Source organism: Stenotrophomonas sp. S49 (assembly GCF_016624905.1).
In the GTDB taxonomy this organism is placed as follows: Bacteria; Pseudomonadota; Gammaproteobacteria; order Xanthomonadales; family Xanthomonadaceae; genus Stenotrophomonas.
This window is the reverse complement of record NZ_JACVUD010000107.1, coordinates 1-13,980: the sequence shown is the minus strand read 5'-3', so window position 1 is coordinate 13,980 and position 13,980 is coordinate 1. Positions and strand designations below refer to the sequence as shown.

The following is a 13,980-nucleotide window of genomic DNA, read 5'->3' as shown; positions in this document are numbered from 1 at the left end:
GCCCCGGTAGGTGCCAACCTTGGTTGGCACGCCTTCCCCCAGCCATGCCCACCCACATACTGCGATGCGTCATGTAACCGCTTACATCCCTTGCTAGCGTAGCCCTGCCCGTTCCCGGGCCGTGCTCATGTGAGGCCTTCGCAATGCCGTTCTGCGCCGACCGCTGCACCACTTCCCCGCCGCACCGGCGCCTCGCCCAGGCACTGCTGCTGCCCACCCTCGCACTGGCGGCAGCGGTCAGCGCACAGAACCTGCCACCGCGCGCGCAATGGCAGGCCAGCGCCTCATCGCAGCAGGTGCCAGCGATGGCGATCAGCCACCTGATCGACAACGATCCGAAGACGGTGACCGGTGGCGCGTTCAGCCCCGGCCATTGGTTCCAGATCGATCTGGGTAAACCGGCAATTCTGGCAGGCGCGCGCCTCACCTGGGATGTCTCCAACCCCGAAGCCTATTCGCTGCAGACCTCGCTCGATGGCACCCACTGGCAGACGGACTACGTCATGGCCGATTCGCTGGGCGGCATCGAGACCCTGTACTTCGCGCCCCGCCAGGCCCGCTACCTGCGCCTGGCCAGCCCGCAGCGCACGTCCGACTGGGGCGTGTCGATCTTCGAAATGGAACCGCTCGACACCGCGCTCAGCGCACAGGTAGCCGGGCTGGATGCCACCCAGACCGCTGCGCTGTGGCAGGGCGGCGGCACCGTGGCCCTACCCACTGGCAAGGATGGCAGCCACACGCTCGACATCATTCTGCCCCGCGCGCAGCCCAGCACCGGGCTGGCGGTGGACTGGGCCAGCGTACACGGCGCCGCACGCCTGCAGGCACGGGACGCGCAAGGTCGCTGGCATGAGTTGGCGCGCGATGCGCAGGCTGCCACGCGGCAGCAGAGTTGGCTGGCAGCAGATGCACCGCTCGACCTGCAGGCACTGCGGCTGACCGTAGAAGGCGATGCACCGCAGATCAAACGCATCCGCCTGCTCGGCCCGAAGGCCGTGATGACACCGATGAAGCGTTACCAGATCGCCGCCAGCGGCGCGCAGCGCGCATTGTTCCCTGCCTCGCTACACATGCAGCAGACGTACTGGACGGCCGTGGGAGTGCACGCGGGCCGTCAAAAATCCATCTTCGACGAATACGGCAACATCGAGGTCTTCAAGGGTGCGCCGCTGGTTCAACCGATCTGGCGCAGCGCCGATGGCCGCGCCGCCGGCGCCGCAGGACACCCGGTGCAACACGCCCTTCGCGATGGCTGGAAGCCGATGCCATCGGCCACCTGGTCGCCGCAGCCGGGGCTGGAACTGCGCAGCGAGGCCTTCGCCATCGAGCGCGACGGTCAGCCGGTCACCTTCGTGCGCCATCGTCTGCACAACACCGGCACTACAGCGATCGAAGGCACGCTGAGCTTGGCCGTGCGACCGATGCAGATGAACCCGCCGTGGCAGAACGGCGGGCTGTCGCCGATCCGCGAGGTGGCCGTTGCAGGCAACGCCGTTCGCGTGAATGGCCGCACGCTGCTGCAGTCACTCACCACCGTCGATGCCGCAGGCGCCGCGCCGTTCGGCAACGAGGGCAATACCGAAATCACCGCGGCCATCGCCAGCGGACAACTGCCTGCAGCGAAACAGGCCAGCGATGCCGCCGGCCTGGCCGCGGCGGCGCTGAGCTATCACATCCGCCTGGCCCCCGGTGCCAGCGAAGCCGTCGTGGTGGCCTTCCCGCTGGGCGCCGCCAACGCTGATGCCCATGGCGTGCTGCCGGCCGCACCGGCCCTGGACCTGGCCGCGTTGCCGCGCGACGGCGACACGGCCTTCGACACGCTGGCCAGCCGCGCCTCCAATGATTGGCAGGCACGGCTGGGCCAGGTGGGCCTGCGCCTGCCCGATCCTTCGCTGGTAGACATGCTGCGCGCGCAGGCCGCCTACATGCTGATCAACCAGACAGGCCCGGCCATGCAGCCCGGCCCACGCAACTACAATCGTTCCTTCATCCGCGATGGCATGGCCACCTCGGCCGTGCTGCTGCGCATGGGCGAAGCCAAGGTCGCGCGCGACTACCTGGCCTGGTACAGCGAACACGGCGTGCATGACAACGGCCTGGTGTCCCCCATCCTCAATGACGATGGCAGCGTGAATACCGGCTTCGGCTCGGACATCGAGTACGACAGCCAGGGCCAGTACATCACCCTGGTGGCCGACGTCGCACGGCTGGATGGCGGGCCGGAAAGCGTGCGCGCCTATCTGCCCAAGGTAAAGTCCGCGCTGCGCTTCCTGCAGGAACTGCGCGAACGCACCCTGGTGCCGGGCTACATGGCCGACCAGCCGTCGCCTGCGCGCTTTGCCGGCATTCTTGCTCCGTCGATCAGCCACGAGGGCTACCCCTCACCCACCCACAGCTACTGGGACGACTACTGGGGTCTGAAGGGCTGGCATGATGGCGCGTGGTTGGCCGAATCGCTGGGCGACCACGAAACCGCAAGGTGGGCGCGCGAACAGTACAAGGCGCTGTATGACGCACTGCATGCCTCGATCCGCGCCACCATGGCATGGAAGGGCATCGACTTCATTCCGTCCTCGGCAGACCTTGGCGACGGCGACCCGACCGGTGTGTCGATCGCACTGGACCCCACCGGCGCGCAGAGCGTGCTGCCCGCCGAGGCCCTTCGCACCACCTTCGCCCGCTACCTGGACGATGTGCGCAAGCGCAACCAGCCCGGTGCGCTGTATGCCTATACGCCGTATGAAATCCGCAACGTGCTGAGTTACGTACACCTGGGCCAGCCCGAAGCAGCCGACGAACTGCTGCAGGGCCTGCTGCACGATCGCCGGCCGCTGCAGTGGCAGGTGCTGGCAGAAGTGGTGCATTCACGGCTGCGCTTCCCGCGCTACCTGGGCGACATGCCGCACACCTGGATCGGCGCCGAATACGGCCGCACCCTGTTCGGCATGCTGATGCGCGAAGACGACGATGCGCTGTCGCTGCTGCCGGGGGCGCCCCCTTCCTGGGTGGCTGGCGAGGGCTTGGCCGTGGACCGCTTGCCCACCGCCTACGGCACGCTGCAGATGCAGGCCCGGCAGCAAGATGGAACGCTACAGGTCTCGCTCGGCAAGGGACTGCGCAAGGGCGCGCCAGTACGCGTGTGGTGGCCCAGCCGCACCCTGCCGAAGGACGTGCGCGTGGATGGGCGAGCAGTTTCGAACTTCGACAAAGATGGCGTGCTGCTGGCGAAACCGTTCAAGACGCTTGAGGCGCGTTGGTAGAGTCGAGCTTGCTCGACTGGAATACGGTGATCGGCGAAGTGCAGTCGAGCAAGCTCGACTCTACAGGGGAAGGCGTGCATCAGAACCCCGGCAACCCCGGCGGGTTGGTCTGCGACTGCGGCACCGCTTCCTCAGCCAGGTTCCAACGCCGCAGCGCCTGCGCATACGTGCCGTTTTCTATCTGCGTGTTCAACGCCTGGGTAATCGCATCGGCCAGCCCGCTGCCCTTGCGCGTGGTTGCTGAAATCGCCGCCGAATCCGGCCAGCCGCCGGGGAACAACCCCACCCGGCGCACCTTGCCATCGCGCGCCGAATAGGCGCCAGTCGCATTCGGTTCAAACGACACATCGGCGCGCCCAGTAATCACCGCCAGCCGCCCCACCACCGCATCATCGAAGTACTGGTACTCCACCGGCTTCAAGCCCGCGGCAATATTCTGCTGGTCCCAGTGCCGCAGAATCTGGTCCTGGTTGGTGCTGGCGCCCACCACCACTTTCAGCCCCGCCACATCGGCAGGTTTTTCGATCTTCTGGATCGGTCCGTCGGTACGCGTGTAGATACCCAACAGGTCAAATCGGTAGCTGGAAAAATCGAACTTCTTCTTGCGCTCTTCCGTCACCGTCACATTCGACAGCACCGCATCGTACTTGCCCGATTCCAGCCCCAGCGGCCAGTCGGCCCACGCTACCGGCACCAGCACCAGCTTCAGGCCCAGGCCATCGGCAATCAGCTGTGCGATGTCCGGCTCCACGCCAATCACCCGCTTGCTGTCGGCACCATAGTCGGCCAACGGCAGCTGCGCCGGGTGGGTGGCCACGGTCAGCACGCCCGGGGTCACGAAACGGTAGCCGGGCGGCAGCAGCGCCTGCGCCTTGGGGTCCGGCGTGCCACGCAGCACCGGCGCGTCGGCACCGGCCAAGGTAACGCTGGCGGCCGGCACCGGCGCCGGTGCCTGGCGTACGCGCGAATAGACGATGCCGGCGATGCCGATCACCAGCACACCCACAACCAACAGCGTGCTGCGCGAAGGACGACGGTGCGATGCAGGGCTCATAGGGTCGCTCGAAAGGGTTACAGGGTCTTGGCCAGGAAATCGGCGGTGCGTTGCTGGCGCGGGCGCTCGAACAGTGCCTCGGGCGTGCCCTGCTCGATCACCCGGCCCTGGTCCATCATCACCACGTGGTCGGCCACGCGGCGGGCGAAGGCTAGTTCATGGGTCACGATCACCAGGGTGGTGCCCGAGCGCGCCAGTTCTTCAATCACGCTCAGCACTTCGGCCACCAGCTCCGGGTCCAGCGCTGAGGTCGGTTCATCGAACAGCAGCACCTTCGGCTGCAGCGCCAGCGCGCGTGCAATCGCAATGCGCTGCTGCTGGCCACCGGACAACTGCCGCGGGAACGCATCGGCCTTGTCGGCCAGCCCCACCCGCTGCAGCAACGTACGTGCCTGCTGCTCGGCCTGCACGCGCGACACCCCGCGTACCGCGATCGGCGCTTCCATGATGTTTTCCAGCGCGGTCAGGTGCGGGAACAGGTTGAAGCCCTGGAACACCATGCCGACCTCGGCGCGGCGGCGACGGATCTCACGCTCGGGCAGTTCGTACAGGGTGTCACCCTCGCGGCGGTAACCGATCAGCTGACCGGCCACGCTCACATAGCCGCTGTCGGCGCGCTCCAGATGGTTGATCAGCCGCAGCAGCGTGGATTTGCCAGCACCCGAAGGACCAATCAACACCGTCACGCTGCCCGCACGCAGGTCCAGGCTCACATCGTCCAGCACCACCTGCTCGTCGAACACCTTGCCCACGCCATGCAGGGTCACTGCCGCGCCCTTCCCGGCTTCCAGCGGCACCGCCACGCGTGGGCGATCACCATCCCCGGGCACGGCAGCGCGCGCGCGCGGCACCGAAGACACCCGCGAGCTGCTGCGCTCGCGCTGCAGCTGGCCACGCGCAAAGCGCTGCTCCACCCGCCGCTGCAGCAGCGACAACACGGTCAGGATCACCAGGTACCAGACCGTGGCCACCATCAGCAGCGGCACCACTTCCAGGTTGCGACGGTAGATCACCTGCACCGTGTAGAACAGCTCGGGCAGCGCCAGCACGTAGACCACCGAGGTGCTCTTGGCCAGCCCGATCACATCGTTGAAAGCCGCAGGCAGGATCGATCGCATCGCCTGCGGCAGGATGATGCGGCGCACCTGGCGCCCGCGCGGCAGGCCCAGTGCGGCCGCCGCTTCATACTGGCCATGGTCCACCGACAGAATGCCGCCACGGATCACCTCGGCCGAGAACGCTGCCTGGTTCAAGGTCAGGCCCAGCACCGCCGCGGTGAACACGCCGATCAGCTGCGTGGTCGGGTACGAGAACAGGCTGATGCCGGTGAACGGCACGCCCAGCTCAATGGTGCTGTACAGGTAGCCCAGGTTGTTCAGCAGCAGCAACAGCACCAGCAGCGGAATCGAGCGGAACAGCCACACATAGCCCCACGACAACGCTGCCAGCAGCGGCGAGCCGGATACCCGCGCCAGCGCCAGCAGCGTGCCCAGCGCAAAGCCCAGCCCGGTGCCCAGTGCGGTCAGCAGCAGCGTGCGGCCCAGCCCTTCCAACACCGGCTTGGCGAAGAACCATTCGGCGAACGTACCCCAGCCCCAGCGCGGGTTGCCCAGCACCGATTGCAAACCGATCAGGATCAGCGCCAACGCCAGCAGCGTGCCCACGACCTGCAGCGGATGTCGCGCCGGCACGATCTTCAATGCGTGTGCAGCGGCCGGGCGCGTGGCCAGTCCCTCCAGCGCGGTCGAAGGCGTGCTCATGCATGCACCGCCTGGCGTGCGGCAACCGCCGCGCCTGCCCCAGGCTGCGCCGCGCGCAACCACTTTTCGAACGGCAGATGCGCGATGGTTTCCGGGTCGGCGTGCAGGTCGAACAGCGCGGTGTAGCCGTGGCTCAGGTACAGACCCACGGCCTCGGGTTGGCGGAAGCCGGTGGTCAGGAACACGCGCCGGTAGCCTTGGCGTGCGGCCTGCTCTTCCAGTTCCTGCAGCACCCGCCGCGCAATGCCCTGGCGGCGAAGGCCCGGCAGCGTCCAGATACGCTTGAACTCGGCGGTGTCGGCATCGCGGTGCGGCATGAAGGCGCCACCGGAAATGGCCACGCCGTCGCGCAGCAGCAGCACGAAGGCGCCCACCGGCGCGGCAAACGCCTGCGCGGGGTAGCGCTGCAGCTCCTCGCGGGCGCTGCCACCAATGCGCCGCCGCACATCGGCGTAGCGGCTGTCGTATTCCTGTTCCAGCCCATCGAACAGCGGCCGTGCCAGCGGATCGTCCACGCCGGTATACAGGAAGCGCTCGTTCTCAAACACCGAACTCATGCCGCCTCCTCCGCCAGATAGTGTTCGGCCAGCCGCGCCCACAGGCTGGCGGCCGGCGCAATGGCTGCATCGTTAAAGACGTAGCGCGGGCTGTGCAGCGACGCGCTGTCACCGTTGCCGACGAAGATGAAGCTGCCCGGCCGCGCCTGCAGCAGAAAGGCGAAATCCTCGCTGGCCGTACGTGGTGCGAAGTCGGCCACCACCTGCTCGCGGCCAAACGCCTGCAGCGCAAGATCACGCACCAGCGCGGTCTGCTCGGCGTGGTTGATCACACTGGGGAAGCCGCGCGGGAAGGAAATCTCCGCGCGCGCGCCGAATGCCGAAGCGGTCTGCTCGGCAATCTCGATCACCCGCCGCCGCAGGGTGTCGCGCACCTGCGGCAGGTAGGCGCGCACGGTCAGGGTCAGTTCCACCGCATCGGGAATCACGTTGGCCGCCTGGCCACCGTGGATCGAGCCCACCGTCACCACGCCCATCTGCCGCGGGTCGACATTGCGCGAAACCACGCTCTGCAGCGCGGTCACGATATGCGCCGCCGCCAGGATCGGGTCCACGCTGCCCTGGGGCTCGGCGCCATGGCCACCCTTGCCGATCACCTTCAGCCGCGCCCAATCCACCGATGCCATCGCCGGGCCATCCACAAAACCGAAATGCCCCACCGGCACGCCCGGCCAGTTGTGCAGGCCGTAGATCGCATCCACCGGGAAGCGCTCGAACAGGCCGTCGTCGATCATCTTCGATGCACCCGAACCGGTTTCTTCGGCCGGCTGGAACACCAGATGCAGGGTGCCGCTGAAGCGCCCATGGTGGGCCAGGTAATGCGCCGCCGACAGCAGGATGGCGGTGTGGCCATCGTGGCCGCAGGCGTGCATCAGGCCTTCGTTCTGGCTGGCATACGCCAACCCGGATTCCTCGGCGATCGGCAACGCATCCATGTCCGCGCGCAGGCCCAACCGGCGCGTGCCGTTGCCACGCTGCAGCGTACCGACCACGCCGGTGCCGCCCACGCCGGTGGTCACCGCATAACCCCAGCCCTGCAGCAGTTCGGCCACGCGGGCGCTGGTGCGGTGTTCCTCGAACGCCAGTTCCGGGTGGCGGTGCAGGTCATGGCGGATTGCGATGGCCTCGGCAGCGCGTGCCGCGATCTCCGGCAGCACGCCGGTCGCTGCGGAAACGCGCTGAGGGTGGCGCGGTGCTACCGAAATGTCTCCGCTCATCGCCCTACCCCACCTTCCGCGCTGGCGCGGCATCGACCGCATGGCGGCTGGCCTTGTACGGCAACCCCAGGTTGTCGCGCAGGGTCTGCCCCTGCAGTTCCCGCTGGTGGTAACCCCGCGCCTGCAGGATCGGCAGCACCAGGTTCACGAAGTCATCCAACCCCTCGCGCTGCGCGGCAAAGCCCAGGATGAAGCCATCACTGGCACCGGCATCGAACCAGCGGATCAGTTCGTCGGCCACCTGTTCGGGCGTACCAATGAAGTTCGGCCGCGGGCTCACCGCCTGCAGCGCCACCTGGCGCAGGGTCAGGCCCTGGGTGCGCGCATCCTGTTTGATGCGGTCGGTGGTGGAGCGGAATGAATTGCTGCCTACCTCACCCAGCTCCGGGAACGGCGCATCCGGGTCGTACTGGCTGAAATCGTGATGGTCGAAGAAGCGCCCCAGGTAGGCCAGCGCATCGTCCAGCCCTGCCAATGCGGCAATGGCCTGGTACTTGGCCTCGGCCTCTTCGGCGGTGCGCCCCACGATCGGGCCGATGCCGGGGAAGATCTTCACGTCCGCCGCGCTGCGGCCATGGGCAATGGCCGAATTCTTCACCTTCTGGGTGAACGCGCGGGTTTCTTCCAGCGACGGCGAATGGGTGAACACCGCATCGGCATACTTGCCCGCCAGTGCAATGCCATCATCGGAAGAGCCGGCCTGGAAGATCACCGGCTGTCCCTGTGGCGAGCGCTGGATGTTCAGCGGTCCTTCCACCTGGAAGAAGCGGCCCTTGTGGTCCAGGCGGCGGAATTTCTCCGGTGCGAAGAACACGCCACTGTCGCGCTCGCGCACGAAGGCATCGTCATCCCAGGAATCCCACAGGCCCTGCACCACCTCCAGATACTCATCGGCAATCTGGTAGCGCAGTGCATGTTCCGGGTGCGGGCGGCCGTAGTTGCGGCCCGACCCTTCCAGCGGCGATGTCACCACGTTCCAGCCGGCGCGGCCACCACTGAGCAGATCCAGCGAGGCGAACTGGCGCGCCACCGTGAACGGATCGCTGTACGAGGTGGACAACGTCCCCGCCAGGCCGATCTTCTTCGTCGCCGTGGCCAGCGCGGACAGCAACGAAATCGGCTCGAAGCGGTTGAGGAAGTGCGGAATGGATTTTTCGTTGATGTACAGGCCATCGGCCACGAAGCCGAAGGCGATGCCGTTGTCTTCGGCGTTACGCGCAATGTCGATGTAGAACTGCAGATTCACGCTGGCATCGGCCGGGTTCGATGCGTGCTTCCACGCATGCATGTGGCTGCCTGGGCCCTGCAGCATGATGCCGAACGGAATGGGGCGCGGGGTCGTGCTCATGGGGGAATCTCCTGCAGGTCAGGCCACCGCCGCGCGCGGTGCGGGCGACAGCAGTTCAAGGGAGGTCAGGCGTGCATCCAGGTCGGCCACCGGCGCGTCCAGGATGAATTCGCCCACGCCGAAGCGGCGGTGCAGTGCGTCCAGCTCTGCGCGTACGTGTGCGGCATCGCCAGACAGCACGCTGGGGACGGTTTCCTCGATACGGAACTCGGCCACACCCACCTGGCGGGCGTACTCAGCGGCTGCTTCCGGGCTGGGCAGGTTCACCGTCTGCCCCGGCGACAGGTGCAGCTTGTACACGCGCAGCGCGCCGATATGTCGCGCCGCCGCTTCGGCAGTGGGCGCAGCGAAGGCCACCGTGGCCAGTAACGGCGGCTGCGTGGACAGCGCGCGGTAGGCCTCAAACGCCGCTTCAATGTGCTGCGGGTCGCCGTCGAAGTGCGCCGCGTAGACGAAGCGCCAACCCAGTTCAGCGGCCTGGCGCGCACTGTACGGGCTCGCGCCCAGCAGGAAACGTTCGGGTGCGGCCTGCGGTACCGGGCGCGTCTGCGCGTCGTCGCGGGTGCCGGCCAGATAGCCTTGCAGATCGCGCAGCTGCTGGTCGAAATCGGCAAACGGCGGTCGCCCCGCCGCCAGCGCCGCGGTCGAGGCCGGCAGGCCGCCGGGGGCCTTGCCCACGCCCAGATCCACACGCCCCGGCGCCAGCGCCGCCAGCAGGTTGAAGTTTTCGGCCACCTTGTACGGCGCGTAGTGGCGCAGCATCACCCCGCCGCTGCCAATGCGGATGCGCCGCGTCTGCGCCAGCACCCAGGCCGCCAGCACTTCCGGCGCCGGACTGGCCAGGGTGGGCGCAGCGTGGTGTTCGGCAAACCAATAGCGGTGGTAACCCAACTGCTCGGCGCGCTGCGCCAACTGCAGGCTGTTGCGCAGCGCCTGCTCCGGCGTTGCGCCCTCGGCCACCGGGCTCTTGTCCAATACGCTTATCTGGTAGCTCATGCGCGCGTCCTCGCTCAGGGGTGGGCCACGGGAATGCCCAGCAGGGCATTCAGCGCCGCCAGAATCGGCTCGGCGCCGGACACCACCTGGCGGTCCTGGTGCGCGCCACTGGCGTGCTCACTGTGCACGCCCTGCGGCAGCACCAGCTTGGGCAGCGACTGGTCCTGCTCGCCAATCTCGGCAATCACCTCACGGCGCGGCCGGGCGAACCCGATCCGTCGCACGTCCAGCTGGTCATCCAGACCGTCAATGCTGGACAGCGCACCTTCCAGCAGCAGGCTGTGCCGGCAGAAGAAACGCTGGCCGGGCAACTGGCCATCCTCGAACTGGCGATCCAGCAGGAACAGGATGGGCTTGGGGGATGCGTCGAGCGCCACAGTGAAGTCCTCATCAGGTGCGGCGTAGTGCTGCCGCGTCACCTTCGATGCTAGAGAGACCGAGCGCCGCCACTGCGCCAGTGCGCGACAATCGGCGGTCAGATCCGGCCATGCAGATGCGTGTTGGCCATAAGCACAGTGCTGCGCGTCATGGCCATCACGGGCGATGTCAGGCAATGCGGCGCAACGCCACCGGCAGCGCCACGCCCTGCGCCGCCAGATGGCCGCTGGCCCGTTCGGCAGCCAGGGCAATACGCGCCTGCAGCGCCGCGCTGTTGATCAGCTCGCCATCGAAATCGGCCGGCGTGGCATACACCCCAATCGGCAACGTGTGCGCCTGCAGGAAACTGAACAACGGCCGCAGCTGGTGATCGATCACCAGCGCGTGGCGCTCGCTGCCGCCGGTGGCGGCCAGCAGCACCGGCGTATCCACCAGCGCTTCCAGCCCGATGAAATCCACCAGGTGCTTGAACAGGCCCGGGTACGAGCCGCGATAGACCGGCGCAGCCACCACCAGCAGGTCAGCCGCTTCGATGGTCTGCAGCGCCTGCTCCACCGCAGGCGCGGCCTCATCGCGCGACAGCGCCTGGCCCAGCGAGCGCGCGATCGGCGCCAGCTCCACCCACTCCGCCCGCGCCTGCATCCGCTGCTGCAGCGCATCCAGCAGATGCCGCACCAGCAACGACGTACGCGATGTCGCCGACCCCGTCGGCGACCCCACCAATGCCACAACGTTCACTACGGAAGACATAAAGACCCTCGCGTTCAGCGCTCTTGTAGAGTCGAGACACGCTCGACTGCCTTACACCTCAGAACCGATAGTTCACCCGCGCATACCACACCGCCCCCACCGTGCTCAGCACATCGCCGGTATCCCAGGTGGTTTCAATGCTGGCCACGTCGGTGGCGCTGCGCGCGTACTCGGGCACCTTGCGGGTGCGCTTGTCGAACACGTTGTTCACCCCAAGCGCGGCGCTCCAGCCCGCGCCCAGCTCCACCGCACCGGAAATGTTGGTCACCAGCACCGGCGGCTGCGTGTAGGCCACGCCGTTGTTCAGGCGCTTGATCGGCCCGTAGTAGGTGAAGTCCAGGTTCGAGCGCCAGCGCCCGTTCTGCCAGCCCAACCCCGCTACCTGCGTGTACTGCGGGGTGCGGTAGCGCAGCGCGTATTCGCTGGACCGGGTAAGCAGATTGATGTTGGGCAGGCCCTGCAGCGCCGCAGGAATCGCGCTCACTTTCTGGATGGTGGTGCGGCCCACGTTGGCCGCGTACGTCCAGCGCAGCTTGCCCCATGCCGTGTCCTGGTTTGCTTCCAGGGTCAGCTCCACGCCGCGCGTGCGGGTGTCGCCCACGTTGGTGAAGTAGCTGGCGTAGAACGCATCGCCGGGCAGAATGCTGATGCCGGCCGCGCCCAGCAGCGCATCAATGGTGTTCTTCTGCGCGGCGGTCAGCACGGTGCCGCTGTTGTCGGTGATGCGCGCCGGGTCCTGCGCGTTGTAGCCAATCTGGCTGGACTGCCCCAGCTGCCCGCGGATATCGATCTGGTAGGCATCCAACGCCAGATGGAAGCCTGGGCTCGGGTCCCAGGTCACGCCCAGACTGTAGTTGGTGGCCTTTTCCGGCCTCAGCGGCGTCGCACCCAGCGCAGCGGCGGCCGGCGAACCCACCTGCGCCACCAGCGTAGTGCCGCACGGGCAGCTGCCGGTGGCCTGGTAGAACTGCGCACCCAAGCTGGGCGCATGGAAGCCATTGCTGACCGTAGCGCGCACGCCCAGCGCATCGGTGAAGTCGAAGCGCGTGGTCAGCCGCCCGGTGGACACCGTGCCGAAATCAGAGTGATCTTCCCAACGCGCGGCCGCATCCAGGTACCAGCGCGAGGTGATGTTGGTGGCTGCACCGGCGTACACCGCCTTGCTGTTGCGCGTGGCCTTCACCGCATCGGCGGTGGAATAGCCCACGAACGCCGCCGCACCGAAGCCGGTGTACGACTCCCACTGGCCGGCGCCGCGCTCGTACTGTTCGTGCTGGTACTCGGCGCCGCCACTTACTTCCAGTGGCGACGCAAAGGCCGCCACCTCGAAGCCACGGCGCAGGTCCAGGTTGGCGATGCCCTGCTGGTAGTCCAGTTTTCCATCGTAGAAATCGGTGGGCGAACCGGGGTATGGCAGCGAATAGTTCACCGAATTGCGCGTGTAGGTGCGCACCGTGTTGCGGTTGCCGGTCAGGCTGGCGTCGTAGTCCCAGCCCGCAAGCTGGCCCTTCACCCCGGCCGTGGCGGTGTACTGCTTCTCCTTGGTTTCCAGCACCGGCAGGAAGCCGTCGGGAAACACACTCAGCACGCCCGGCGCTTTGTAGGTGGTGAAGATGGTGGCCGGCAGGCGGAAGTTCTGGATCGCCTGCGCCGTGCGGTCACTGGCCTTGGCATTGGCATAGAACTGCGCGCTCTCGCTCAGGCCGTGCCCCACGTTCACCGCGAAGGCCTTCAATGCGTAGGACGGCGAACTGAGGATGGTGTTGGCTTCCGCATCGCGCGTGGCCTCGGCCGGATTCGGCGATGCACCGGCCGGCAGACGGTTGTTCGGGCGCAGCGCCACCAGGTTGCCATTGGCATCCACCGCCGGGTAGCTCAGGTAGCCATCGATATAGCGCCGGGTGCGAATCGCATGATGCTGGCGCGTGGTTTCACCAGAGATGTTGATGAAGCCATCCTCGCCCCAGGGCAGGCCCACGTTCGCGCGCACGCTGGTGCGGGTGCCATCGCCATCGAAGCTCTGCCCGCTTTCCACCGAAACATCGCCGCCGTGCGCCTGCGATTTCAGGATCACGTTGATCACGCCGGTGATGGCGTCCGAACCGTAGATGGCCGACGCGCCATCGCGCAGTACCTCCACATGGTCGATGGCCGACACCGGAATGAGCGCCAGATCGGCCCAGGCATGGCCGGGGTAGCCGCCGCCGTTGGCACCACTCACATAGGCGCTGGCATTGCGGCGTTTGCCATTCACCAGCACCAGCGTGTAGCCCGGCGACAGATTGCGCAGCTGGTAGCCGCGAATCAGGCTTTCCTGGTCGCTCTGGTAGCCACCAATCTGGCTGAGCGACGGCAGGCTGCGCTGCAGCGCTTCCAGCAGGTTGGCCTGGCCGGTGGAGGCCAGGTCCTCGGCCGAGATCACATCGATGGGGGTGGAACTGTTCTTGACCGTGCGCGTGCTGGTGCGCGAACCGGTCACCACCACCGCATCCAGTGTGGACGCGGCCAGGTTGGCCGAGGTAGCGCTGGCCGTGCTGGCCGGTGCATCGGCATCGGCATCGGCGGCGTGGGCAGGTGCAACGGCCAGCGTGGCCGCGATCAGAACCGCAAGGGTAGTCAGGACAAGCGTGTGGGCGGCAGGCATGGGGGCTCTTGGGGGT

The 13,980-nt window shown here is 67.2% G+C and carries 10 protein-coding genes; 1 reads left to right on the top strand and 9 read right to left on the bottom strand.

The annotated features are described in order from the left end of the window. Nucleotides 1-143: 143 nt before the first annotated feature. Complete coding sequence (locus IAE58_RS17660) at nt 144-3,260, top strand: discoidin domain-containing protein (protein ID WP_199934418.1); 3,117 nt, start codon at nt 144-146, stop codon at nt 3,258-3,260. A gap of 79 nt (nt 3,261-3,339) precedes the next feature. Here IAE58_RS17660 and IAE58_RS17655 read toward each other — a convergent pair whose 3' ends face one another. The 9 genes from IAE58_RS17655 to IAE58_RS17615 form a co-directional block, all read right to left on the bottom strand. After that, nucleotides 3,340-4,314, bottom strand: coding sequence for an ABC transporter substrate-binding protein (locus IAE58_RS17655; protein WP_199934417.1), 975 nt, complete (start codon nt 4,312-4,314; stop codon nt 3,340-3,342). A gap of 17 nt (nt 4,315-4,331) precedes the next feature. After that, a complete protein-coding gene (locus tag IAE58_RS20130) occupies nt 4,332-6,074 on the bottom strand; it encodes an amino acid ABC transporter permease/ATP-binding protein (RefSeq protein WP_199934416.1) in 1,743 nt (580 codons plus the stop codon). Beyond that, nucleotides 6,071-6,631 carry a GNAT family N-acetyltransferase gene (locus IAE58_RS17645; protein WP_199934415.1) on the bottom strand — a complete coding sequence of 187 codons (561 nt, stop codon included), beginning with the start codon at nt 6,629-6,631 and terminating at the stop codon, nt 6,071-6,073. The genes IAE58_RS20130 and IAE58_RS17645 overlap by 4 nt, the downstream gene beginning before the upstream one ends. Next, the gene (locus IAE58_RS17640; RefSeq protein ID WP_199934414.1) at nt 6,628-7,848 is read right to left on the bottom strand and encodes a M20 aminoacylase family protein; all 1,221 of its coding nucleotides are present in this window, start codon (nt 7,846-7,848) and stop codon (nt 6,628-6,630) included. The genes IAE58_RS17645 and IAE58_RS17640 overlap by 4 nt, the downstream gene beginning before the upstream one ends. 4 nt (nt 7,849-7,852) lie before the next feature. Continuing rightward, nucleotides 7,853-9,196, bottom strand: a complete 1,344-nt coding sequence (locus IAE58_RS17635) for an LLM class flavin-dependent oxidoreductase (protein ID WP_199934413.1) — start codon at nt 9,194-9,196, stop codon at nt 7,853-7,855. 18 nt (nt 9,197-9,214) lie between these two features. Beyond that, on the bottom strand, nt 9,215-10,192 hold the full coding sequence (locus IAE58_RS17630; protein WP_199934412.1) for an MsnO8 family LLM class oxidoreductase: 978 nt from the start codon (nt 10,190-10,192) through the stop codon (nt 9,215-9,217). A gap of 14 nt (nt 10,193-10,206) precedes the next feature. Continuing rightward, nucleotides 10,207-10,569, bottom strand: a complete 363-nt coding sequence (locus IAE58_RS17625; protein WP_199934419.1) for a DUF3088 family protein — start codon at nt 10,567-10,569, stop codon at nt 10,207-10,209. 169 nt (nt 10,570-10,738) lie between these two features. After that, complete coding sequence (msuE, locus tag IAE58_RS17620) at nt 10,739-11,320, bottom strand: FMN reductase (RefSeq protein ID WP_199934411.1); 582 nt, start codon at nt 11,318-11,320, stop codon at nt 10,739-10,741. 58 nt (nt 11,321-11,378) lie between these two features. Further along, a complete protein-coding gene (locus tag IAE58_RS17615; RefSeq protein WP_199934410.1) occupies nt 11,379-13,964 on the bottom strand; it encodes a TonB-dependent receptor in 2,586 nt (861 codons plus the stop codon). Nucleotides 13,965-13,980: the final 16 nt, after the last annotated feature.